This window comes from uncultured Campylobacter sp., assembly GCF_938039245.1.
Lineage (GTDB): Bacteria > Campylobacterota > Campylobacteria > Campylobacterales > Campylobacteraceae > Campylobacter_A.
The window spans coordinates 21,080-44,698 of record NZ_CALHVN010000025.1 but is presented as its reverse complement, the minus strand read 5'-3'; the positions used below and the strand labels follow the sequence as shown (position 1 = coordinate 44,698).

Here is a 23,619-nt window from a genome sequence, read left to right as displayed (position 1 = left end):
TAAATTTATGCTAAATTTAGGCTAAATTCTATAAATAATAAAGGTCTAAATTTTGATATATTTTCTCATATATTTACTGATTTACCCATATCTTTTTGCGATGAAAAAGCTAAAATTTAAAGGCGAAAAAGGCAAAATTTTACTCATACAAACCGCTAAAATCGGCGACTACGCAAACTCGGCCGTGATCTTTGAAAAGCTGGGCAAATTTGACGTGCTAATCGACGAGATAAATCTAGCCTTCGCAAAACACGACCGGCGAATAGAAAAAATATTTACGATAAACGACGTAAGGCGTAAAAAGGCCTCAAAACTAGGACTCGCGCTTGGGCTTTTTTCGCGCGGCTACGAGAGCGTCTACGTACTGATGCCAAACAGCCTAAATCTTTTTTTGGCGCGCTGCACGCTAGCTAAAAATATCGTCGTCGTGCGTCACTACGCGGTATCTAGCGACTTTGCCCTGCTGGCGCTCGGTATGAAAAAAGTGCCGCATACTCTAAATGATCTAACGCTACTAACCTACCTAAAAACGCTGGACGAGAGCGAGCTAAAATATGAAAAATGCTTGCAAAAACCGCTCGTTGTTCCGCAAGAAAATCTAATAAAAAGCGGCAAATTTAAGATCGGCGTGAGCCTAAGCGCGGGTAATAAAATGAAAACGCCGCCAAAAAAAACTTGGGAAAAAATCTTTGAAATTTTCGCCAAATTTGACTGCGAGGTTTATATTTTCGGCGTCGGCGAGGAGGCTACTCTGCTAAAAAACCTGCTCGCGGAAAATGCGGATCAAAAGCAGGCAAAAAATCCTGGCGATGGACAAATTTGTGCAGATTTGGCTAGCGATACGAGCGAAATTTACGGCGGTCTTAAAAATGCAAACGAGGAGCAAATTTCATATACCCAAAATCAGACCGAAGCAAGCTGTGCCGCAGTAAAATTTGCCGTTCAAAACTCCGCATATAAAAAGCTAAATTTAAACGCAGAGCAAACCGCCGAAAACGGCGACGAAAACATAAATAGCGCGCCACCCCTAAGAGCTAAAAACACAGGCAAGGCGGCATACGATAATGCAAACGGCAAGCAATCAAAAGCTCAAATTTACAGCGAAAAGGGCATTAGCGACGAGTCAAATTTTAGCTCGCAAATTTGCGATACTTACGTCAAAAAATTCGGCCAAAACGAACTAAAAATCATCTCTTTGATAGATAAAATCAAACTTGAGGAGTTGCCGTTTTATCTCTCGCAGATGCAGCTTTACGCGAGCTCGGACACGGGCAACTACTACGTCGCAGATAGCGTGCGCACGCCCACGATCTGCCTGATGGGGCCTTGTTTTGCCAGCGAGCAAAGGGGCGTCGCCGACTCGCTCGTGATAAACTCGCATTTGCCGCCCGTTAGCTCCGTGTTTAAAACTGTACGCGACATCGACGCGAGTGCGTTTTTCGAGCTTAGCGAACAAAACCTCGCAGACATCGAGGCCTTCGTCAAAGTTCGCTATATATCCTATCTATCCCGCGAAGATAATTTTCTATGCTAAATGCCTTTATAACGGCATCGTCGGGGCTTTTTGAGGCGGGTTTTCGCAAGCTCTCAAAGCAGGCTAAAAGCGCGTCCGAGCTTCTTTGAACTATAAAAAAATCTTGCTTTTTTGAGGAAATTTCATAAATCTCCCTTATAACGACGATATCAGAGTACACCACGCCAAGCCCGCAGCCAAGCGCCTCGATGACGACTCTGGGCAGCCCCTCGTCGCTAGAAAATCCAAGCACGTAGTCGCACGCGGCGTAAATCTCGTCCATCTTGGAAACAAAACCCAGATACTCGGCCTTACCCGATTTTATCAGCGCGTCAAATTTGGCTTTCGCACCCGCTTTTAGCTCGCCCGCGCCCGCGAAATAAACCTTTACATCGCTTCTTTTTAGTCCCGCAAGCGCGTCAAAAACGAGCTCATGGCCTTTAAGCGTCAAGAAATTTGCAGGCATTACGATATTTATTTTTTCGGCGTCAAATTCGGCTTTTAGGACGGCGCTTTTACCGTCGCCGCTATCTTTTAAATTTGTCTGCGAGGAGCTCAAATTTTCGCTCGCTTCAGACTTTTCTCGTTTCAAAACAGGCGCCTCCACGGGATTATAAACCACGTTTTTAGGTATCTTTATCTGCGCGGCGTAAAATTCGTAAGTCGCATTTGAAACGCAAACGGGCGTAAATTTTAGCCGCTTTAAAATCTCAAGTTTAAAGGACTCGACGGCAGAGTTTTTACGCAGATGCTGCACTACCGCGATATTTAGGGCGTTTGCGGCGGCGATGTAGGCAAGATTGGTTGAAAAGTGATTATTTAGATGAAGGATATCGGGGCGCGCCTGCCGCAGCAGGCAAAGCGCGTAGTCGTAGTCTTTTTTATAGAGGTGTCTTGCTAAAATTTGACCGCCTAGCGCGCGTAAAAGTTCTTTTTTTAGCTTTGAGGGCTGTTTTTTAGGCGCAAAATTTATAAATTTAGCCCCGACCTCTTCTATGATTTGCGAGATTTTGCGTCCGCCCGCCTCGTAATCAGTCTCAAAAAATGCGCAAAGATCGTATTTTTGCTGCGCGGCAAGCCCCCGCAAAAGATACAAAAAACTCTTCGTCCCGCCGCCGTATTCGCGCCCCGTATCGACGAACAAAATCTTTTTCAAATCATTTCCTTTAGCATCTCCCAGACCTCATCCGCCTCGATTTGCAGCATACACTCCTGAAATTTGCAGTTTTTGCCGACGCAAGGCGAACAGGTGCGCGGCTTTTTGATAAATTTATGGATATTTTCGTCAAAATCCGGATTTGAGTTCACGGGCGAAGCGACGGCAAAAAGCCCGATCGTAGGCGTTTTTAGCGCAGCTGCGACGTGCAGCGGGCCGGTATCGGGCGTGACAAGCACGTCAAGCCTAGCTATCAGCGCGGCAGCCTCTCGCAGACTAAATTTACCCGCCGCATCTATCACGCGAGAACTTCTTAACTCCTCGTCTAACTGCGCGGTCATCGCTCGCTCGGCGGGGCTGCCCGTTAGCACGATGACGGCGTCCGTGCGCTCCAAAATAATTCCCGCCAGCCCCCGCCAACGCTGCCAAAACCACTGCCTGGAAACCGTGCTAGCCCCCATCTGAAAGCCGATAAATTTGCGTTTGCCGTCTTTTTTTAGCATTTCATCGACGCGGGTAAAGTCCTCGTCTCGCAAATATAAATTTAACCTCGTGTCGCGACTCTCGATGCCTACAAATTTAAGCTGCTCTAAGCGGTTTAGCACGACGTATCGCTCATCTCCGTATGGCTCTGGCGCGTTTGAGTGGAAGGGGCTAAATTTACTGCCCGCATTTGGCAGCTTAAAGACGTATTTAGCTCCGCTTAAAACTGCTAGCGGCGTGGCCTCGGGCTCGTTTGAGTGCAGGATAAAGATGACGTCGGGTTTTATCTTTTTTAGCTGCGATAAAGCGCGCAAAAAGCCGCCTTTTTTGCCGTCGTAAAGCAAAATTTCGTCGATATTCGGATCGGTTTTAAAAAGAGGAGCGGTAGATGGATTTAGCAGCGCGACGGTGCGTACGTGCGGGAAATTTTGCCGAAAAACGCGAAAAACGGGCGTGTTAAAAATCGTATCGCCAAGCGCGGTGTTGCTAAAAGAACAGACCGTTTGTATGGGCTGCGTAACCAGCTGCGTTTTGCGCACGCTTTTAAAGCGCAAAATGAGCCGCGCCGCGCTCTCAAAGAGCTTCATACATCGCTTCCGTCTGCGCGACCATCGTCTCTATCGAGAAATTTCGCACGATAAATTCCCTCGCGTTCGCGCTAAATTTCGCCCGAAGTGCCGCGTCTTCTATCAGTGTTTTTAAGGCCGCTTTGAGCGATTCTTTATCGCCGTTTTTAAACAAGAGCCCCGTTTCGCCGCTACTTATCGCCTCGCCGATGCCGCCCGCATCGCTACCGATGCAAGGCACCCCGCACGACTGCGCTTCAAGCAGCGCCGTGCCTAGCGCCTCCATCTTTGATGGCAGCACGAAAACGTCAAAACTACCCAAAAACTCGCTCACGTCGGTGCGGGGGCCCAGCATGTGGATGTTTGGCGTCTTAATTTTTTTTAAATTTTCTTCCTGCGGACCGTCGCCGACCACGACTAGAGTGGTATTTGGCAGATTTAGCTCGCTAAAAGCTTCAAATAAAAGCTGATGATTTTTTGCCGCGCGCAATACCGCTACGATACCGACTACGACGCAGTCCGCGCTCAAATTTAGCTCCGTTTTTATATTTTTAGTAAAATTTGGACTAAACCGCGCCGTATCCACGCCGGTATAGATAACGTCTATCAAATTTCCCTGCACGCCCTGCGAGACGAGTTGTGATTTTACGGCGTTTGAGACGGCCACGATTTTATCGTTTACGTTGTAGCTAAATGCCGACCTGATCGGCGTTTGCAGGTGTCTAGTACGCACGACTTTCGCGCCCGTTAGCTTGGCGACGATCGCGCCGATGTTGCCGTCCTTGCCCGAGTGCGTAGCGATGACCGAGATGCCTTTTTCGCGCACGAAACGGCAAATTTTAAAAATTTCAAAAATATTATAGACCTTGCTTAGGTTAAATTCCGCAAACTCGCAATCAATGGGCTTTTCAAAGCTTTTTGAGCCTGGATTTAGCGCGTAAAATACCTTAAATTTATCCTTATTTAGGCCGTTTATGACGCGCTGCGTACGGTGCTCCTGACCGCCAAAGCCTAGCGAGCTTTCAAGCTCTAGGATGTTGATTTTATCCGTTTTTTTCATATATTTTTGACCGCCTCGTAGATTTCCTCGTCTGCGACGTCTTGCGCCCTTTTACTCGCGCTTTGCAGCAAGGCGCACTCCGCTCCGCCGTAAATGGGAGCCCAGCGAGCGGCGTCCGTTTTGCCAAGTACCAGAACCGTTTTTACGCCAAGCGCAGGAGCTAGATGCGCTACGCCGCCGTCAAGCGTAAGCACGAATTTAGCCGCCCAGATGTAGCCCGCAAGTTCATCTAGGCTCGCTGTCGCGGCAAACTCTACGCCCGCTTCTTGCGCTACTTTTTGGCCTAGTTTCACGTCCTCGGCGCTAACGGCGACGCGTCCGAAATTTTGCTTTAAAAATCCCAAAATTCGCAAAATTTTAGCCTCGTCAATACGGTTTTGCTCCACCCTCGAAGAGACGTGAAAAAATACAAAATCCTTAAATTTTTCGCTTTTAAAGCTCGGTACGTAAAGCGTCTTTTCTCCGTCAAATTTCGCCCCCAGCGGCGCTACTAGCTCGTAACAAAGCAGCACCTCGTGAGGAGGCGGAGGATTAAAGTTTAGTTTATGCGTTATTAGTGGCCCGCCCTCGTTTTGCTTTGCTGCGCCTATGGTCGTTTTAGCTGCGGCGGCTCTGGCAAATATCGCGGCGGAGGGCGAATAAGCGCTTCTAAAAATCACCGTCGCATCGTATTTTTCGCGGCGAATTTGAAGCAAAATTTTGCATTTCCCCCAAAACGCTCGCACCTTTGCCGCCGCTCCTTTTACGTGCTTTGGTTTAGTGTAGATATAGATTTTATTTAAAAATGGATTGTCGCGAACGACGCATGCGTTTAGGCTATTTACCACGATGTCGATTTGCGCACGCGGATGAGCCTTTCGCAGCGCTTCAATCGCTGGCGTCGTGCAGATGAGATCGCCGATGTTATCGTTTCTAACGAGCAAAATTTTCACTATTTTCCTTTTTTGGCGCGATTATACCTATTTTACGCTTATACTTATTTGCGCCCTCATCCGACGCCAGCCCGGCATAACCTAAAATTCATCAAAAAACTTATAAAATACCGCTAAATTTTAAAAGGCGAACATGAAAAAAATAGTATTTTTAAGGCTCGATCCGGGCGCTATCGGCGGGGCGCAGAGGTATCTCTCGCGGCTCGTTAAAGCTCTAAAAGACTCGGGCGTTGCGTGCGAGACGCGCGGATTTAACGGCAGCAAAAAGCTAAGCTCATGGATCAAAGCTCTGCTTTTTAACTCGCAAGCAAAGCGGCAAAAGGGTGCGGACGAGATTTATTTTAGTTTAGAGCGCGTCACCTGCGCCGACATCTACCGAGCGGGCGACGGCGTGCATAAAGTCTATATGAAAACCAAGACTTTTTGGTTTACAAACCCCCTAAATTTCGTCATTCCATACCTTGAAAAGCGCACTTTTAAAAATGCTAAAAAAATCATCGCCAACTCAAATTTCATAAAGCGTCAAATTTGCGAAACCTACGGGATCGCCCCTGAAAAGATCGCAGTTGTCTATAACGGCGTAAATTTGCCTACTCGCGTGCAAAGAGGCGCGGCAAAGCTCGCTCTTTGCGAGGAATTCGGGCTTGATTTTAACCTGCCGACGCTGCTGTTTGTGGGAAGCGGCTTTAAACGCAAGGGCACAAGCGAGTTTTTACGCATCGCGGCTCGCCTAAAAACGCCCGTAAACTGCCTGATCGTGGGCCGCGACAAAAACGCCGCCCGCTACAAAAATCTAGCCAAGGAACTAGGCCTAAACGCCGTATTTACGGGTGCGCAAAAAAGTACGGCGAGATTTTACGAAGGCAGCGAGCTGTTTTTGTTTCCGACGGCGTACGAGCCGTTTTCAAACGTCGTTTTGGAGGCGCTTAGCTACGGCTGCATCGCTATCACGACCGCTCAAAACGGCGCAGCGGAGATACTGCCGGGGGAGTTTGTGATGAACTCGCCGCAAGACTACGGCATCTGCGCTCTGATCGATGAAATCCTAAACGATAACGAGCGGCTAGCAATGCTGCAAGAGCGAAATACGGCGCTTGCCAGCGAGTTTAGCATCGAAAAAAACGCGAACGCGACGATGGAGATAGTGCGTGCGAATCTTGATTGAGCTGCCGACCTGGCTGGGCGACGCCGTGATGGCAAGCGCCGCGGTGGAGGCCATCGCAAGGCACGCGGCGGCGTTTGACGCGGGGAATCAGGCGCGTAAATTTAGCGGCTCGGCAAGCAAAATTTTGAGCGAAGCTAAACCTGATGGTCGAAATTTAGACGCCAAACCCTGGTTTAGCTCGGCGAGTGTGGACGATGTTGCGGGCGATTTTACCGACAATTCAAAACCCGGCGCGGCAAACAAAAGCGCGGGGGAATCAGGCGAGCAAAATTTGACGAGCGACGGTGGCGCGGACGACGGCGACGTTTTTTTTAGAAACGGCAAATTTGACGGGGAAAATTTGGCAAGCGGCGATAACGCGAGCGCTTTTTCGGCTGATGCGAGCGGGCGAAATTTTAGCTTTTTATCGCAAAATTTCGGCGCCGTGACGCAAGAAAGGCAAATTTTTACCGACGAAATTTTAGCTAGCGACGAGGCGAATTTAGGCGGCAAATTTAACGATAAATTTGACGGCGTAAATTTGACGGCAAGCGAGCAAAATTCGGCGCCAGACGGAAAAAAATTTAGCGAGTTAGTTTTCAAAAACTCGGAACTAAAAAACAAACAAGCTGCGCAAAATTTAAAGTCTTGCTTAAAAATTTCCGCCGAGGAAAATCAAAATCTCGAAATTTCGCAAAGCCTAGCGGGCGAAGCGGTCAAAATCGTATTTTTCGGCTCGTTTGCGGCGTGCGAGCTTTTTAAGGCTCATCCAAACTGCGAGCGCGTCGTCGTTGATAACAGCAAAAAGGCTAAATTTAGGCTCTGGCGGCTATTTTGGCAGGCTAGAAATCTCGGTAAATTTGACGCGGCGTTTAGCTTTAGAAGCTCGTTTGCGAGTAAAATTTTACTTTACGGGGCGCGGGCGGGGAGAAAATTCGTTTTTCAAAAGAGCAAAGACGGCGCGCATCAGGTGCAAAAATACCTAAAATTCGCCAAAGCGGCGTTAAATTTAAAACGGGCGGACGACGAGCTAAAGCTTTACTTTGAGCCGCGCAAATTTGACGCTCCGGTGCTCGGGCTAAATCCGGGCGCTAGCTACGGAAGCGCCAAACGCTGGTATCCAGCCTACTTCGCGCAGGTGGCGCTGCATTTTAAAGACGAATTTAAGATTATGATTTTCGGCGGCGCTGGCGAGCGGGATATGTGTGAGCAGATCGAGGAAATTTTAAGCCAAAACGGCGTAGAGTGCCTAAATCTAGCGGGTAAAACGAGCGTGCGGGAGCTTTGCGAAAATATCAGCGGCATCGGACAAAGCGGCGGGATATTCGTCACGAACGACAGCGGCCCGATGCATATCGCCGCAGCCTACAAGACGCCCACGATCGCGCTTTTTGGACCGACGAGATTTACGCAGACCTGTCCATGGCGCAACGAAAACGCCCGCATCCTGCACCTAAATCTAGAGTGCATGCCGTGTATGAAGCGCGTCTGCCCGCTAAAAACCCACGCCTGCATGAAAGATCTCTCGCCGCAAGCCGTCATCCAGACGATCGAGCGAGAGTTTATTAAAAAACGCGAAAAAATAAATTTTTAAAAATAGAAAATTGCGTTTTAACTCTGCTTTTTAATCGGCACTTCGTTATTTTAGCGCTAAAGCATTGCGATATTTATATGAGAACGGTTCTGCGTAGCTAAAACGTCAAAAGCAAGCCGCCCAAATTAATAAAATTCTCAAGATTTCGCATTAATTTAGAAGCAACAAGAAGTAAAGCTATCGCTAACGGAGTCGGTTATTTTCTTTGATATTTAAACGGTAGATACTTGAAACGACAGCGTAAATTCGAGTTTTAAAAATAAAAAATTCGTATCGGTATATTCATAGATTTAATTATTTTTAAATGCACATAGACTAACTTTATCAAAACCAAAATACCCGCACATAGTTTTACGGCGAAATTCGCCTCGCGCATGCCGTTTGTCGCCTTTAGTTTGCCGTAGCGCGTTTTTACGCAAATCTTGATTTTCAAATTATATTGTTTACGAGCCGATTTCGTATCCGCAGCTCACCTATCGCTTACTTTTTTAGACTCTTTTGGAGCTAATCCCAGATCATACCGCTTAAGTTTGATTTGCGTCCATTTTTGCCACATTCGCAAGGTTGGCTTATCGTAAACGCCGTGGCATATTTTACGATTTTTCCAAAATTAGCCGAAAATAACCGACTTAGAGCCGCGATTTAATTAATCGCCGTAAAAATTACGAGATTTATTAAGATTACGCTAAGCTATAGTTAATCCTACCGCCTCATCCTTCTGCCGATCAGAGCAAAGATCACGATCACGCCGGCGATCATCGCTCCCGCCTTCACGTAAAACGCCCTCCTTTCGCGCACGGTCTCGGGCGAGCTGGTTTTGAGCCGCACCTTGACGCTAGTGCTGCCCGCCGTTATGCTTAGCGTATCGCCCGCTAGGCCTTTTAGCTTCACGCTTAGCGTGTTCGTGCCGCTTTGTTTTATTTGCGCTTCGGCAAAACCGGAGACCCTATAAACATAGCGCGTCATGAGGTCGTTGCAGTCTTTGGGGCGGAAAAATATCTCATAAGTCTTACCTGCATCCACGCCCAGCACGTCGCCGTCTCGCGCGTCGAAATACGGGTTTTGCGGGGTTTTGGTTTTAAAACTCCATTTTATCTGCTTTAGCTGCGCGCCCGCGCTTTGGGCATTTGCTTGCTCGTAGCTAAAAACAGCCTCGTACTGCGCGCCGAAATCAAAAACCTCGCGCGCAAAAGCCGCAAACTGCCCTTTGCTAAATTTAGAATTTACGTCGCTTTTACTCGTGATGACGTGCAAATTTTGAAGTTTTTTGCCGTCTTTAAATATCTCAAAATCCTTAAATTTTATCTCGCCCGCATTTGCGTTAAACTCGATGCTAACGGGATTTGCCGTGATCTTGCACTCGGGGAATGGGTCTGGAATCTCGCCGCTAAAGTATGGCGTCACGGCAGTAGAGCCGGGAAATTTGACGAAAGGCTTGCTAGAGCCGGTAAAATTATCAAATTTGTCGTCTTTTATTTTTAGATTTTTATCGGCGCAGACGTTGGTATAAAACCGCCCCGCGCCCGTATCGCTCGCACCCCTAGCGCAAAAAGCGTTAAGGCGCGAGTTGCCCATCTCAAAGACGAAGGCGTTAAATTTATCCTTGGACGCAAGCGCGTAGCCGACCTCATCGACGCTTAGATTTAAAAACGCGAATCGGTGATATATCGCCGAAAACAGCCCGTCCACCGCCTCTTTAAAATCATTTTTATAAGCGATATTTTCAAGAATATGCCTAGATTTATATCCGGCTGCGATAGCTCTACTAACGGGGTCCGCGCCGCTAAATTTAGCCCGTCCGGCCGTCTCGTCGTGGCCCATGTATTCGTTTTGGGCGCTATACTCGGCGTGATTTTTGGCGGCTTGGCTTAAAATTTGATTTTGTTTTAGACCGGAGAGTCCCGAGCCTCGGCGGTACTCGTTTAGATACGAGACCGCGTCGGAGTCAGGAACAAAAGAAAACTCAGGCTGCTTGGCGGACTTTAGCGCGGCGTCTTTACCCTGCCCGCCCAAGATATCGCAACCCGCAAGAAAAAAGGCGCAGGCTAAAAGGCTAAATTTAAGCCCGCATTTTACAAAGTAAAATTTCAATCCCGCGCCCTTTAAATTTAAGCCTTAGGGCCTGCTTTTGCGTATTCCACGCCCTCTTTTACGTCCTCGTAGCGTTTAAAATTCGCCTCAAACATACCCGCTAGTTTATCGCGAGTCGCGACGTACTCGTCCTTATTTTCCCACGTGTTAATCGGATTTAGCAGCTTCGTCTCGACACCTGCGAGCTCTTTTGGAATCGCTAGGTTAAATTTCTCGAAATTTTCAAATTCGCACTTTTTGATGCTGCCGTCCAGTATCGCGTTTATGCAGGCGCGCGTAGCTTTGATGCTCATTCGCTTGCCCACGCCGTATGCGCCGCCGCTCCAGCCGGTGTTTATGAGATAGACGCTGACACCATGTTTGTCGATCTTTTCGCCCAGCAGCTTAGCGTAAACGGTCGGATGTAGCGGCATAAACGGCTCGCCAAAGCACGCGCTAAAGGTCGCCACGGGCTCGGTGATACCGCGCTCGGTGCCCGCGACTTTTGCCGTGTAGCCGCTTAGGAAATAATACATTGCTTGCTCTTTAGTAAGCTTTGCGACCGGCGGCAAAACGCCGAATGCATCGGCTGTTAGGAAGATTATGTTTTTCGGATGGCCGCCCGCAGAGCTTGGCTCGTAGTTGTCGATGTGATAGATCGGGTAGCTGACGCGTGTGTTTTCGGTCTTGCTGCCGTCTTTGTAGTCCACGACGCCAGCTTCGTTGGTGACTACGTTTTCAAGCAGCGCGTCGCGTTTGATCGCGGCGTAAATTTCGGGCTCGCTGCTCGGGTCTAAGTTTATGCACTTCGCGTAGCATCCTCCCTCGAAGTTAAATATACCCTCATCGTCCCAGCCGTGCTCGTCATCGCCGATTAGCTTGCGATTAGGATCGGTCGATAGCGTCGTTTTGCCTGTGCCGCTTAGGCCGAAAAATAGCGTCGTGTCACCCTGCTTGCCCACGTTTGCCGAGCAGTGCATGCTTAGCTTGCCCTCAAGCGGCAGCCAGTAATTCATCATCGAAAAAATTCCCTTTTTCATCTCGCCGCCGTACCACGTGCCGCCGATAACCGCGACATTTTCCTCGACGTTAAAGATAACGAAAACGTCGGAATGCAGCCCGTCGCTCGCGTAATCTTCGTTTTTGCATTTGCACGCATTGAAAACCACGAAATCAGGGCTAAATTTAGCCAGCTCAGCCTCGTTTGGACGGATGAACATATTTTTTACGAAATGCGCCTGCCATGCGACTTCGGTTACGAAACGAACCGATTTTTTACTCTTTTCGCTCGCGCCGCAAAATGCGTCTTGGATAAAGATTTCCTTGCCGCTTAGCTGAGCTTTTGCTTTGGCTAAAAGCTTGTCAAAAAGCTCTTTTGAGATGGGCTGATTTACCTTGCCCCAGGCGATGTATTTTTGGCTCGGATCCTGTTTTACGAAGTACTTATCCTTGGGGCTGCGACCCGTAAAGATGCCGGTATCGACCATAAAGGTGCCGTTGCTTGATACGCGCCCTTCATTCATCGCCTTTTCAAGCTCGAAAAGCTCGTCGTAGCTTAGGTTGTGGTTGATTTTTTTGATATCCTTAAGCCCTAATTTTTCTATTTCATTTACCATTTTTCTTCCTTTTTTAGATTAAATTTTCGCTAAAATTTGACCGTTTGCTACGGTTTGTCCTTGCTGTACCTCGATAGACGTCACCAGCCCGTCTTTTGGAGCGTTTACGTCTATTTCCATCTTCATGGCCTCTAGCACGAACATCCTTTGCCCCTTTTTCACGCTATCGCCCACTGCGACTAGGATTTTAAACACGTTTCCAGGAAGCGTGCTTTTTACAGGTTCGCCACTGCCGCCGGTCGTTTTAGCCGGCGAGAGCTCCGGAGGCGGCATGTGCGCTACGCTTGCGGGTTTTACGCTTTTTATCTCGGCTTTGCCCTCAGCGTCCGAGACCTCGACGTCAAATTTCTTGCCGTTTACGGTGACGCTGTATTTTTCGTTTATCGGAGTTTTTACACGTGGAGTCGGCGCGCTCGTTTCGCACGCGTTTGCGGATTTTTTTCGGATATTTATCTTGCCTTCGCCTTTTAAAAACGCGATGCCCTTTTCTTTGCACGCCGCAGCGATAAAGATATTTTCCTCGCTAGGCTCGATACCCTCTTTTTTAAGCAGCTCGCGCGTAAATTTAAGCGACTTGCTCTCGTCTTTGTCCGCGATATCCATGGCGTGTTCTTTGGTCGGTTTTAAGCTTAACTGCTCGCTAGCTAGCTTAACTACGCTCTTATCGGGCTCCACCGGCGTCTTGCCGAAGTAGCCTAGCACCATTTTACCGTAGCCCTCGGCGATCTTTTTCCATGGGCCAAACATTACGTTATTAAACGCCTGCTGGAAATAAAACTGACTCACAGGCGTCACGCTCGTGCCGTAGCCGCCCTTTTGCACGACTTCGCGCATCGCGAGGATGACTTCGGGGAATTTATCCAGGATATTATTGTCGCGCATCATCTGGGTATTTGCCGTTAGCGCGCCGCCGGGCATCGGGCTAAACGGGATGAGCGGGCTAACCTGCACGGCCTCAGGCGGCAGGAAATAATCTTTCAAGCACTCATTTAGCACGCTTTCGTATTTTAGAATTTTCTCCACGTCAAGTCCGCCCAGATCGTAGTTTTTGCCCTTAACGGCATGCAGCATCGTTAGGATATCAGGCTGACTGGTGCCGCCGCTAACCGGACTTGCGGCTAGATCTATGCCGTCTGCGCCCGCTTCTAAAGCAGCCATATAGCACGCGACGCTAACGCCTGCGGTTTCGTGAGTATGGAGTCTAATGTGGGTATTTTGCGGGAGGAGTTTGCGAGCCATTTTGATGGTCTCATATACTTTTTGCGGACTAGAGGTGCCGCTGGCGTCTTTGAAACAAATGCTGTGATACGGGATGCCCGCGTCTAAAATTTCGCGCAAAATCCGCTCGTAAAACGCCACATCGTGCGCGCCCGAACAGCCTGCTGGCAGATCCATCATCGTGACGACCGCTTCGTGCTTTAGGCCGTGATGAGCGATACGCTCGCCGGAAAATTTTAAATTTTCTACGTCGTTTAGCGCGTCGAAGTTTCGTATCGTGGTCGTGCCGTGCTTTTTAAAGAGCTTCGCGTGCAGATCAACCAGCTCGCGGCTGCCTGTGTCTAGCGTCACGGTATTTACGCCGCGGCTTAGAGTTTGCAGGTTTGCCTCGGGCCCGACGGTTTCGCGAAATTTATCCATCATCGCAAACGCGTCTTCGTTTAGATAAAAATAAAGGCTCTGAAACCGCGCCCCGCCGCCGAACTCAAAGTGCGTTATACCGGCCTCTTTAGCCGCGCTAACCGCGGGCAGAAAATCAGCCATCGCCACGCGCGCGCCGAAAACCGACTGAAAGCCGTCTCTAAAGGTAGTATCCATAACGTCTATAAATTTTTTCGCCATTTTGCCGCCTTATAAAATTTCAAAATCGTGCTAATTTTACCTTGTTTTAGATTAAGTGGATATAATAAATCAAAGCATTATCACAAAAATGTTTAACAAGGGGAGCAAATGCAAGAGCGCACGCTAGAAGAGCTTTATAAAAAGCTAAAAGAATTTGATAGGCTGATGGATAAAGAGGAGTATCTACTTGACGAGATAAGAGACGCCGTAGAGGCGCAGGATTTGGCGTTTGCCGCGCAAATTTGCGACTTTGTGCTAAACGAGGAATTTGAAAAATTCGGCGCATTTTTAAGAACCAGAGCGCTAATGTGGCTCACGGGCTACATCGCGCAAAATTTAAAAGAAAACGAGAGCGAATATCCGAATTTTGACGACTTTGTAGACTGCCTGTGGAAATTTAAATGGATCGTCTCTGGCATCGCTAAAAGCTCGGCGATAGAAAAAGAGCTCATAGACAAGGTAAACGAAGCGATGCTGTTTTACTACGAGCGCTTGGAGCTCTCGCTGGCAGCCTACTACAAGGCCTTGATGAATCAAAACATCGATATGGGCGACGCTAGGGAGGCGAAGGCAAACTATGAGCTGTGGAAAAAGCTCGCCAAGGACGATATGGGTGATTGCGAGGCGTGCGAAGCAAGCGATGAGATCGCGTATTTAAATTTTGCAGGCGAGCACGAAGCGGCGCTGGAGCTTGCCGCGCCGATACTCTCAGGCGAGCTAACCTGTGCCGAAGTACCTCACGCGACCTACGCGCCGATACTTTTTAGCATGATTAAAACAGGCAAGATAGAAGAGGCAAAAGCCCTTTTACCAAAGGCCGCGGCGACGATCGAGTCAAATCCTCGCGTCATAAACGAGATCGCCCCGCTCATCGAGATCGCCGCTAGGCTAGACGAGCGCGAGACGGCGCTAAATTTAGCTTGCAAGCACTCCGCGGCGATCCTAGATGGCAACGACGATCTAAACGACCTGCGATTTTTCATCGCAGTTAGCGCGTTTGGCGACGAGAACGACTACAAAACGGCTTTACGGCTAGCGGGCGAATTTGACGCTAGAAACGGCAACACATACTACTCGGACTACCTGAACGAATTTTACGCTGAGTTTGGTTTTTAGCTTTTGCGGGTTAAATTTTATGGATAAATTCGGAGTTAAATTTATAAAATTTGACGCACCGAGACCCGCATCTCGACGATAGTAAATTTGGCTTGGTTAAAATTTGGCATTGCGAGCTTGGTTTCCTTGAGTAAAAAACAACCGTTTGAGGTTGTTTTTTACTTTATATAAAGGGGGTGGGGGCTTAAATTGCGAAGTCGCTCCCCACCCCCTTTAAATCCCCCTCCCCCTACGACGCTTTTAAGGTGGCGACATGGCTTTGCTGACGCAAAGCGTCGCAGGTTTAAATTTACATTTTCAAGGTACGGGTCTCGGCGACTCAAATTTACAAATTTGACTTCAAATTTGAATGCAAAAAGATAAGGCGAAGTATTTTTGTTCTAGACGAGGCGGATTTAAATTTTACGACGGGAGCTACCTCGTCGGTAGTGACCGAGTAAAATTTAAATCCAACGACGTATAGGGCAAAAAGACAAGCCGAAGCAAGCAAATTTAAGCTAGATTTTGTGCCGTTATTTCCCGGGCTTAGTCAGCTCGTAAGCGAAATTTATCTCCTTGCTCTCGTTTGGTTTAAGCGCGAATTTCCACGTCACCTTGCCCTCTTTATCCAGTTCGCTCTCTTTGGGATCGTTTTTCATGTTTACGCTTACGCTTTCATGCGCGCTAACGGGCGCTCGCTCCTGCAAGACCACGTCCCACGCGAATTTAGAGCCGTTTTTTACGATAAATTTATAGCCCTGCGAGATTTTATTTTTCGAGCCGAAAAACGACTCTTTCGTAAATTCGCCGTTATTTTCCTTTTTTACGGTTACAAGCTCGTTTTTGCCGAAAAACTCCTCGGCCTCCTCGCCCGCAGCGTAGCCTACGTATCTTTTGCCGATATTCACGTCGCCGATTTTAAACTCCGCGTCCGAACTCTCTACGCTTCGTTCGGGCTTAAATTTAGCTCTAACGTATGCGTTTGCTCCGCCGTATCCGTCGATAACTAGGTCAAATTTCGCGTCAAGGCTTTGCTTGTCGTAGCTAAAGCTCTTTTCCTCGCCCGCTTTTAGACTTACGTTATCGATGCGCCAAGTATTTGCAAGCTCGTTTTGGACGTTGCTAGCCTCCGTCTCTTTAGCGTAATTACGGGATACTTGCTTTGCCTTTTTCATCGGCGCGACCGCGGCTCTATCGTAGGCCTCCATCGCTGCCGGGGCCGCTGCTAGCATAGGTTCTGCCTTGCCCTCGTACCACGGATAAAAAGGCTCAGGCGTCAAATTTGACGAGTAGTAAAACGGATAAAGCGCGATCGTGAGATTTGATAAATCCGTATAAAGAGGATTTTTTAGGGTCAAATTTTGCGAGATTTCGACCTTGCCTTTTTCGACCAGGGCGGAAATTTTATTTTTTAAATTTACGCTAACGCCCACCGGATAGGAGATTTTGACCTGTTTTGGATCGCATTCGAATTTAAGGTCTAGCTTTTGAAAATTTACGACCTCTCTTTCTAGTTCTTGCATTTTTAGATTCGCGTCGTTAAGCAGCTTTTTAGCCTGCGAAGCCTCGGCTAGTGCTTTTAGCGTTATATCGTAAAATTTATCCGCATCGGCGCTCAAATTCTCGACGCTTTGCTCTTTGAAAGCCGAGAAATTATTTAAAAATTTGTTTTTCGCGTTTAGTGCGCCTACCTTATTTCCCAGCTCTTCAAACTCGTTTTGAGCTTTTTTAAATTTATCGTATCTTTCGTCTTCTAACGGTTTTGGTTCGTTTAAATTTAGACTGATTAGCTCGCACGACGCGCTCACGTCGATATCCTCAAGCGCTACGAACTCGGGTAAATTTAGGCTAAATTCGCTTTTTTGATCGACGAAGCTTTGGTGGATGAAGGACTTGTTTTTGTAGATCTCCAGTAGATTGCTCTGCGCGCTAGCCAGCGCGGCAAGCGTCGAGATCAGGGCTATTTTTTTCATTTTTTTCCTTTGGATAAATTTGAAAAATTATAGCCCAAAACGTTAAATTTAAATCTAGCTCAACAAAATAACGGCAAAAATCGCTAAAACTAAAATTTGCAGTCCGATAAAAGGCACGACGCCTTTGTAGATATCAGAAGTCTTAATCTCTGCGGGCGCCACGCCTTTTAGGTAAAAGAGGCTAAAGCCAAACGGCGGCGTGAGAAACGACGTCTGTAAGTTCATCGCGATAACGATGGCAAAATAGAGCGGATTTATGCCTAAATTTACGGCAATCGGCGCCAAGATCGGTAGCACGATATACGAAATCTCGACGAAGTCTATAAAAAATCCCAGCGCGAAAATCGTAATCATCGATAAGACGATAAAGCCCCATTTTTCGCCCGGTAAATTTGACATAACTTCCTCGACTATCTCGTCGCCTCCGGTGTAGCTAAACACCATCGAAAACGCCGTCGCGCCGATAAGGATAGTAAAGACGATGGCCGTGGTTTTGACGCTCTCTTCAAGCGCTTCTTTTAGCATTTTAAACGAAAAAGTTTTATAAAAAACCGAAAGCAAGATCGCGCCCACGCAGCCAAACGCCGAGCTCTCAGTCGGCGTAGCGATGCCTTCAAATATCGAACCAAGCACCAGCACGACAAGCACTAGCGGTGGCAAAATCGCGAGGATAGCGTTTAAAATTTGCTTTGATTTAGGCATATCGCTCTCTACTACGACGGGCGGCGCGTAGTCCTTTTTAACGTAAGAGACGATGAGGATGTAGGCTATATAAGCGCCCACGAGCGCAAGACCCGGATATATCGCCTCGCGGAAAAGATCGCCGACGGGCACCGTAAAGACGTCGCCTAGGATAATCAGAACGATCGAAGGCGGGATGATCTGCCCAAGCGTGCCCGAAGCGCAGATAGTGCCGCAGCCTAGAGCTTTGTTGTAGTTGTACTTTAGCATAACAGGCAAGCTCATGACGCCCATAGCTACGACGCTAGCACCCACGACGCCCGTAGATGCGGCTAATAGCGCGCCCACTAGCACGGTGCTAATCGCCACGCCGCCTCTAATCTCGCCGAATAAAAACGCCATACTCTCAAGCAATCTCTCGGCTAGCTTGGTCTTTTGTAAAATAATTCCCATAAAAACGAAAAGCGGCACGGCGATGAGGATTTTATTTTCCATTATCGAGTAGATGCGATAAGGCATGAAGTTAAAGGTCTCTTTAAAAATCTCAAGCCCGCCCATAAAGCCGCCCCCGTCGCCAAAGCTCTCGACCATACCGCCGATGAGTCCGAAAATGACGGCTATCGCGCCAAACGTAAATGCGACGCTAAAGCCGATAGCAAGCATAAAAAGCGCGGCTAAAAACATTACTATGCCGGTCATTTTCCCTCTCCTTGTTGCGCGGTTTTGCTTAAATTTGACCCGGCATCCAGATAGACGTTTAGCCACTTTATAAAATATCCGACGCTAAAAAATATAAGTAGCCAAAAGCTAAACGGTATAAAAGCCTTGATAACCCAGCGGTGCGGCAAACCGCCAGGATCTGCGCTACCCTCGCCACTCTCGTACGCCTCCACGACGTAGTCCCAGCTCAGCCACGCGACCAAAAGCGCAAGCGGCAGGATAAAAAGGATGACGCCCGCCATATTTATGAGCGCCCTTTTCTTTACGCTCATCTTTTCGTAAAATATATCCACTCGCACGTGAGCGTCGTCTTTTAGCGCGTAGCTCATGCCAAGCAGGATGATGACGCTAAAAAAGTGCCACTCAAGCTCTTGCAGGCCTACGTTGCCGTATTTGAAAAAATATCTCGCCGTGACGTTAAAAAAAACGTCCGCAATCATCAAAAACATCACGAGTATACAGACGTAGCCCGCGATGTCGCCTAATTTACCAAAAAATCTCTCTACTTTTTTTAAATTTCGTTCCATTTAACTCCCCAAAATTTGTCTTATCATTATAGCTAAAATACAAATCGGCGCGACGAATCGCAGTAAAAAATACCAAATTTCAAAAACCGCCCTACCCATATACGGCAAAAATAGCTCCTCTAGGCTGCCTCTTTTCATAGCGTAGCCGACAAATACCGCAATCACTATACCGCCCAGCGGCAGCATGATATTTGAGCTAAGATAGTCTAAAACGTCAAAAAATCCCTTGCCGAAAAACGTGAGCGCGTCTTTAAATTCGGCGATATTTGAAAGCGCGCAAAGCGTGCCCAGGCAATAAACGCAAACGCCCACGATCGCGATCGCGCCTAGGCGAGGGATCTTAAACTCGTTTATAAGATAAAAAACGAGCGGCTCGACCATCGAGATAGCAGACGTAAGCCCCGCAAAAATAAGCGCGGTAAAAAACGTAAAACTTAAGACGTTTCCCATCCCTCCTAGCTTAGCAAACAGCGTAGGCAGCGAGATAAAGGCTAGTCCCACGCCCTGACTAGGCTGCTCGCCGTACTCAAAAACAAAGGTAAAAACGATGAGTCCGATGACGACGCTAACGATGATGTTTAGCGCGACGACGTAGAGCGAAGAGGTGAAAAGATTGGTCTTATCGTCCAGGCTAACCGAATACGTCGCGATCGCGCCGATACCCACGCACATCGTAAAAAACGCTAGCCCAAGAGCTACAAACACCGCCTCGCTCGTGATCTTAGAAAAATCAGGCACTAGCAAAAACTCCGCCGCCTGCGAAAATCCGCCCATCTGCGCCGAGTAAATCAGCATAAAAATAAGCAGTAAAAAAAGCGTCGGCAAAAGCCATAAATTTATGCGTTCGATGCCGCCTTTTATGCCCTTTGAAAGGATGAAAAAATATGCCGCAAACGCGATGCTAAAGTATAAAATTTGACCCGAGATATCAGAGCTTATAAATTTGCCGAAATTTTCGCCCGAAACCGCGATACTTTGCGGAAGCTCGCCAAGAGATAAGACCGAATACCTAATAACCCAGCCGATGATGACCGTATAAAACGACGCAACTAAAACGCCCGTTATCATTATGACGCCGGCGTAGCCCCAAAATTTGCCGTTTTTAGGAGCGAGCGAGCGAAAGGCGTTAACGGGATCGGCGTTTGAAATTTTACCCATCGCCATCTCGGCAAAAAATATACTAAGCCCGACCGCAACGGCAAAAACAAGATACAAAAGCACGAAAGCCGAGCCGCCGTTTGCGCCGACCATGTATGGAAATTTCCACGCATTGCCAAGCCCGATCGCGGCACCCACGATGGATAATATAAATCCGATTTTAGAAAATTTATCGCTTGCCACGGTTAGCCTCTTAGCGCATTTATCGTGATGATGACGATGCTAATAGGGGCTACGAATCTAATCATAAAATACCAAATTTCAAAAACGGCCCTGCTCATATACGATCCAAAAAGTATATAAAGCGCATCTTTTTTGATGACAAAGCCCACAAAAATCGACACCGTGATGCCGCCGATCGGCATGATGACGTTTGAGCTAAGAAAATCGAGGCAGTCAAAAAAGCTCTTACCAAAAAACGTCAAATTTTCTTTAACGCCTTCGATGCTTGAAAGTATGCACAAAATGCCCATACAGTAGATGAAAACGCCGATTAGCGCGAGGGATTTTTTACGAGAAAGGCCGAATTCTCGGATGAGATAGTGCGTGAAAGGCTCTAGCATCGAGATAGCCGAGGTAATGCCGGCAAAAAGCAGAGCAGAAAAAAACGCAAACGCAAGCACGTGTCCGAGCGTACCGAGCTTCGCAAACAGCGTAGGCAGCGAGATAAACACGAGTCCCGCACCCTGACTAGGCGTCTCGCCGAACTCAAACACGAAGGTAAAGATAACAAGCCCCATCAAAATGCCCATCACGACGTTTATCACGACGATGATGATCGAGGAGCTAACGAGATTGGTATTATCGGGCAGCGATGCGGAGTAAACGATGATAACGCCAACGCCAAGAGACAGCGTAAAAAACGCTAGTCCAAGCGCGGTTAGAACGCTGCTTACGCCTAGTTTTGAAAAATCGGGAACCAGTAAAAATTTAGCCGACTGCACGAAGCCGTCCATCGTAAAAGAGTAGCCAAGCATTATGATAAGCAAGATAAGAAGCGAGGGCATCATCCAGACGTTTACGCGCTCTATGCCGCTTTTTATGCCCTTTGATACGATAAAAATACAGAGGAAAAACACGATCGTAAAGTAAAAAATTTGAGATAAGGCATCGTTAGCGTAGAAATTTTTGAAAATTTCCTTTGAAGCTTCGACGTCTTTTGGAAGTTCTGTTATTACCATTACTGCGTATTTTAGTATCCATCCGATGATAACCGTGTAAAAAGAGGCGATGATGATCGCGCCTATCATCGTAAAACCCGCAAATTTCCAAGTTTCTTTGCACTTTAAAGCGAGATTTTTAAAGGCATTTACAGGATCAGACTCCGAAAGCTTACCGATAGCTATCTCGCCGAAAAATATCGCAAGTCCGACGAAAAAAGTCATAAAAAGATACAAAAGCACGAAGGCCGAACCGCCGTTTTGACCGACTAAATACGGGAATTTCCACGCGTTTCCAAGCCCCACCGCAGAGCCCGCGACGGCTAAGATAAAGCCGATTTTTGAAAATTTATCCTGTGCCAAATTTAACCTTAGTATTTAAAATTTCAGAAGCGAGGCTAGCATAAAAAAGCTTTTAAAATTCTAATTTTTAAATAAAATCGTAGAAAAACGAAACACGGCTGAAATTTTTTGTAAATTTGTAGCACTACGCGGCGGCAAATTTGACGAGCGGAAAATTTATGAAAAATTTTCTCGGTTTTAAGTAACTCAAAGCTAAATTTTTATAAAATGCGCTCTCAAAGCTTCAAAGTAGGGGTCTGATCCGAAATGGCTTAAATTTACAAGGAGACTTTATGAAAAAAGTTGTTTTTTTAATGATGGCTCTTGCTAGCTTTGCGTTTGCGGGTGACGGCGAGATGTTAAGATCTTACTCTGTTCTTGCAGCAGCGGTCGGTCTAGGCCTAGCAGCTCTTGGCGGCGCTATCGGTATGGGAAATACCGCCTCTGCGACTATTTCAGGCACGGCTAGAAACCCTGGCGTGGGCAGCAAGCTAACTACGACGATGTTCGTTGCTCTTGCGATGATCGAAGCGCAAGTTATCTACGCGCTAGTTATCGCGCTAATCGTTCTTTACGCAAACCCAATGTTTTAATATCGGGCGGGTTAGTCCCGCTCTTTTTCTTTTAATCCACGTGCGACCTTGGTGGAACGGTAGACACGCTACTTTGAGGTGGTAGTGCCGAAGGGTGTGCGAGTTCAAATCTCGCAGGTCGCACCATCATACTTATTAACCTCGACAAAAATTCCCAAAATAGCCAAATACATCAAACCCATCGGCAGGAAATCTATCAAAAAACCGCCAACTAACTGACCAAAAGTACTGACTAACCAAATTTTAGTCAGTACCTGTAAGTATAATCTAAAAGTCACCTTCTAAAATATTATTATGATTATTTAATATATCTTGGCTGATTTCCAATTATGTCCGATTTTTAGACCTCATTAAAAACCATAAACCGTAATTTAGCGATATTTTTGGACTTTGCTTAGTAATAAGCCTCAATAGTTATGCTTTATTTGGAGTCGAATTTAGCATATTTTCTCTTGGATTACGATATTTTAGCCCTGCTTCAAGCTAAATTTAGATTTTGGAGCTAAATTTAAGCTGTAAATTTAGCTCCGATTTTACCTTACATAAATACCGGTATCGTGGTATTTTGTAAGAAATACTTGGTCGTGCCGCCCAAGAAAATCTCCCTAAAGCCGTTTTCTGCGTATCTAGCCGCTACGATTAGGTCAAAATTTCCATCCGTCGCGGCTTTTAAAAGCGGTTCGCCCGGGACCGAAAAAGTTCCTACGACCTCAAAATCCGCATTTATGCCGTGCAGCGCGAAGTATTCGTCCAGCCTCTTTAAGCTAGCCTCGCTTTGATCGCCCAAATTTGCCTTTGAAGTGATGCATTTTACGCGCTTAGCCTCTTTTAAAAGCGGTAGCGAGCTGGTGATGGCGCGCGAGCTCTCAGGCGTACCGGTCCAGCTTACCAGGATATTTTCTGCGCTAAATTTAGTAAGTTTTCTAGGGATCGCGATAACGTTTTTACCGCTTTTTAGCACCGCCGCTTCAAATGTGCCCGTGATCTTGCCGTCAAGCGGTACGGCTGCTACGACCATATCGCAAAATTTAGACTCTTGCTCGACGATTAGGCTTCTTTTGCCACTTTTGGTTATAAATTTCGCGCTCGCCTCGCCTTTTATCGGAGTATCGCTGACGCGTACGCCAAGCTCGGCGCAAAGCTTATTAAAAATAGCCTCATTTTGCTCGTGCTCAAGCCCCAAATCAGCCTTAGCAGCCTTTAAAAACTCCTCGTAAAGCACTCCGCCTCGAAGCGTCATTTTCATATTATAAACGACGCTAGGATCGAGCTGGCAGGCTAAAATTTCGATGTGTCCGCTAAAGTATTTAGCCACTAGCAAAGCCCCTTTTATACGCTCTTTGACGTCGTCGCCGGCACCTATGGGGAAGAATATTTTTTTATACTGCATCGGTTCT

Annotated in this window: 18 protein-coding genes and 1 tRNA gene; 6 read left to right on the top strand and 13 right to left on the bottom strand. The window is 47.2% G+C overall.

Annotation, left to right across the window (positions count from 1 at the left end):
* The first annotated feature begins 52 nt into the window (after positions 1-52).
* Complete coding sequence (locus tag Q0218_RS04140; RefSeq protein WP_297966526.1) at positions 53-1,534, top strand: lipopolysaccharide heptosyltransferase family protein; 1,482 nt, start codon at positions 53-55, stop codon at positions 1,532-1,534.
* Here Q0218_RS04140 and Q0218_RS04135 read toward each other — a convergent pair.
* Genes Q0218_RS04135 through Q0218_RS04120 form a run of 4 tightly spaced genes read right to left on the bottom strand, consistent with a single transcriptional unit; the run spans position 1,482 to position 5,710 of the window.
* Positions 1,482-2,669, bottom strand: coding sequence for a glycosyltransferase family 4 protein (locus Q0218_RS04135; protein WP_297966523.1), 1,188 nt, complete (start codon positions 2,667-2,669; stop codon positions 1,482-1,484). The two genes, Q0218_RS04140 and Q0218_RS04135, sit on opposite strands and share 53 nt — an antisense overlap.
* Complete coding sequence (locus Q0218_RS04130; RefSeq protein ID WP_297966520.1) at positions 2,666-3,739, bottom strand: glycosyltransferase family 9 protein; 1,074 nt, start codon at positions 3,737-3,739, stop codon at positions 2,666-2,668. Before Q0218_RS04130 ends, Q0218_RS04135 begins: the two co-directional genes overlap by 4 nt.
* Positions 3,726-4,778 (bottom strand): glycosyltransferase family 4 protein, encoded by a 1,053-nt coding sequence (locus Q0218_RS04125; RefSeq protein ID WP_297966517.1) that lies wholly within the window; start codon positions 4,776-4,778, stop codon positions 3,726-3,728. The genes Q0218_RS04130 and Q0218_RS04125 overlap by 14 nt, the downstream gene beginning before the upstream one ends.
* Positions 4,775-5,710 carry a glycosyltransferase family 9 protein gene (locus Q0218_RS04120; RefSeq protein WP_297966515.1) on the bottom strand — a complete coding sequence of 312 codons (936 nt, stop codon included), beginning with the start codon at positions 5,708-5,710 and terminating at the stop codon, positions 4,775-4,777. The genes Q0218_RS04125 and Q0218_RS04120 overlap by 4 nt, the downstream gene beginning before the upstream one ends.
* Positions 5,711-5,843: 133 nt before the next feature.
* Between Q0218_RS04120 and Q0218_RS04115 the strand changes: the two genes are divergently transcribed.
* Complete coding sequence (locus Q0218_RS04115) at positions 5,844-6,875, top strand: glycosyltransferase family 4 protein (protein ID WP_297966513.1); 1,032 nt, start codon at positions 5,844-5,846, stop codon at positions 6,873-6,875.
* Positions 6,859-8,448 (top strand): glycosyltransferase family 9 protein, encoded by a 1,590-nt coding sequence (locus Q0218_RS04110; RefSeq protein ID WP_297966509.1) that lies wholly within the window; start codon positions 6,859-6,861, stop codon positions 8,446-8,448. Before Q0218_RS04115 ends, Q0218_RS04110 begins: the two co-directional genes overlap by 17 nt.
* A gap of 702 nt (positions 8,449-9,150) precedes the next feature.
* Here the strand turns inward: Q0218_RS04110 and Q0218_RS04105 are convergent.
* Genes Q0218_RS04105 through Q0218_RS04095 form a run of 3 tightly spaced genes read right to left on the bottom strand, consistent with a single transcriptional unit; the run spans position 9,151 to position 13,973 of the window.
* A complete protein-coding gene (locus Q0218_RS04105) occupies positions 9,151-10,539 on the bottom strand; it encodes a CAP domain-containing protein (RefSeq protein ID WP_297966506.1) in 1,389 nt (462 codons plus the stop codon).
* 17 nt (positions 10,540-10,556) lie between these two features.
* Positions 10,557-12,134, bottom strand: a complete 1,578-nt coding sequence (gene pckA / locus Q0218_RS04100) for a phosphoenolpyruvate carboxykinase (ATP) (protein WP_297966504.1) — start codon at positions 12,132-12,134, stop codon at positions 10,557-10,559.
* An 18-nt stretch (positions 12,135-12,152) separates the two neighbouring features.
* Positions 12,153-13,973, bottom strand: coding sequence for a biotin/lipoyl-containing protein (locus Q0218_RS04095; protein WP_297966502.1), 1,821 nt, complete (start codon positions 13,971-13,973; stop codon positions 12,153-12,155).
* Positions 13,974-14,081: 108 nt separating this feature from the next.
* On the opposite strand from Q0218_RS04095, the gene Q0218_RS04090 reads away from it, so the two are divergent.
* The gene (locus tag Q0218_RS04090) at positions 14,082-15,089 is read left to right on the top strand and encodes a hypothetical protein (protein WP_297966500.1); all 1,008 of its coding nucleotides are present in this window, start codon (positions 14,082-14,084) and stop codon (positions 15,087-15,089) included.
* A 512-nt stretch (positions 15,090-15,601) separates the two neighbouring features.
* Here the strand turns inward: Q0218_RS04090 and Q0218_RS04085 are convergent.
* The 5 genes from Q0218_RS04085 to Q0218_RS04065 are packed head-to-tail and all read right to left on the bottom strand — an operon-like array spanning position 15,602 to position 21,650.
* A complete protein-coding gene (locus Q0218_RS04085) occupies positions 15,602-17,041 on the bottom strand; it encodes a DUF4139 domain-containing protein (RefSeq protein WP_297966497.1) in 1,440 nt (479 codons plus the stop codon).
* Between the two features lie 54 nt (positions 17,042-17,095).
* Positions 17,096-18,421 (bottom strand): TRAP transporter large permease subunit, encoded by a 1,326-nt coding sequence (locus Q0218_RS04080; RefSeq protein ID WP_297966495.1) that lies wholly within the window; start codon positions 18,419-18,421, stop codon positions 17,096-17,098.
* Positions 18,418-18,969 (bottom strand): TRAP transporter small permease subunit, encoded by a 552-nt coding sequence (locus Q0218_RS04075; RefSeq protein ID WP_297966493.1) that lies wholly within the window; start codon positions 18,967-18,969, stop codon positions 18,418-18,420. The genes Q0218_RS04080 and Q0218_RS04075 overlap by 4 nt, the downstream gene beginning before the upstream one ends.
* The gene (locus Q0218_RS04070) at positions 18,970-20,310 is read right to left on the bottom strand and encodes a sodium-dependent transporter (RefSeq protein ID WP_297966490.1); all 1,341 of its coding nucleotides are present in this window, start codon (positions 20,308-20,310) and stop codon (positions 18,970-18,972) included. It abuts the gene before it with no gap.
* A gap of 2 nt (positions 20,311-20,312) precedes the next feature.
* On the bottom strand, positions 20,313-21,650 hold the full coding sequence (locus Q0218_RS04065) for a sodium-dependent transporter (RefSeq protein ID WP_297966488.1): 1,338 nt from the start codon (positions 21,648-21,650) through the stop codon (positions 20,313-20,315).
* A 272-nt stretch (positions 21,651-21,922) separates the two neighbouring features.
* On the opposite strand from Q0218_RS04065, the gene Q0218_RS04060 reads away from it, so the two are divergent.
* Together Q0218_RS04060 and Q0218_RS04055 are read left to right on the top strand one after the other, a co-directional pair.
* Entirely contained in the window at positions 21,923-22,222 is a 300-nt protein-coding gene (locus Q0218_RS04060; RefSeq protein ID WP_122874270.1) for a F0F1 ATP synthase subunit C, read from the top strand.
* Positions 22,223-22,264: 42 nt separating this feature from the next.
* A tRNA-Leu gene (locus Q0218_RS04055) sits at positions 22,265-22,348 on the top strand.
* 412 nt (positions 22,349-22,760) lie between these two features.
* On the opposite strand, the gene Q0218_RS04050 is transcribed toward Q0218_RS04055, so the two are convergent.
* Positions 22,761-23,612 carry a universal stress protein gene (locus Q0218_RS04050; protein WP_297966484.1) on the bottom strand — a complete coding sequence of 284 codons (852 nt, stop codon included), beginning with the start codon at positions 23,610-23,612 and terminating at the stop codon, positions 22,761-22,763.
* Between the last annotated feature and the right edge of the window lie 7 nt (positions 23,613-23,619).

What these genes read in the sequence shown, in the direction of transcription:
- Q0218_RS04115 (WP_297966513.1), top strand. Translation starts at nt 5,844, where the DNA reads ATGAAAAAAATAGTATTTTTAAGGCTCGATCCGGGCGCTATCGGCGGG.
- Q0218_RS04075 (WP_297966493.1), bottom strand. Translation starts at nt 18,969, where the DNA reads ATGGAACGAAATTTAAAAAAAGTAGAGAGATTTTTTGGTAAATTAGGC.
- Q0218_RS04085 (WP_297966497.1), bottom strand. Translation starts at nt 17,041, where the DNA reads ATGAAAAAAATAGCCCTGATCTCGACGCTTGCCGCGCTGGCTAGCGCG.
- Q0218_RS04090 (WP_297966500.1), top strand. Translation starts at nt 14,082, where the DNA reads ATGCAAGAGCGCACGCTAGAAGAGCTTTATAAAAAGCTAAAAGAATTT.
- Q0218_RS04060 (WP_122874270.1), top strand. Translation starts at nt 21,923, where the DNA reads ATGAAAAAAGTTGTTTTTTTAATGATGGCTCTTGCTAGCTTTGCGTTT.
- Q0218_RS04095 (WP_297966502.1), bottom strand. Translation starts at nt 13,973, where the DNA reads ATGGCGAAAAAATTTATAGACGTTATGGATACTACCTTTAGAGACGGC.
- Q0218_RS04125 (WP_297966517.1), bottom strand. Translation starts at nt 4,778, where the DNA reads ATGAAAAAAACGGATAAAATCAACATCCTAGAGCTTGAAAGCTCGCTA.
- Q0218_RS04080 (WP_297966495.1), bottom strand. Translation starts at nt 18,421, where the DNA reads ATGACCGGCATAGTAATGTTTTTAGCCGCGCTTTTTATGCTTGCTATC.
- Q0218_RS04130 (WP_297966520.1), bottom strand. Translation starts at nt 3,739, where the DNA reads ATGAAGCTCTTTGAGAGCGCGGCGCGGCTCATTTTGCGCTTTAAAAGC.
- Q0218_RS04050 (WP_297966484.1), bottom strand. Translation starts at nt 23,612, where the DNA reads ATGCAGTATAAAAAAATATTCTTCCCCATAGGTGCCGGCGACGACGTC.
- pckA (WP_297966504.1), bottom strand. Translation starts at nt 12,134, where the DNA reads ATGGTAAATGAAATAGAAAAATTAGGGCTTAAGGATATCAAAAAAATC.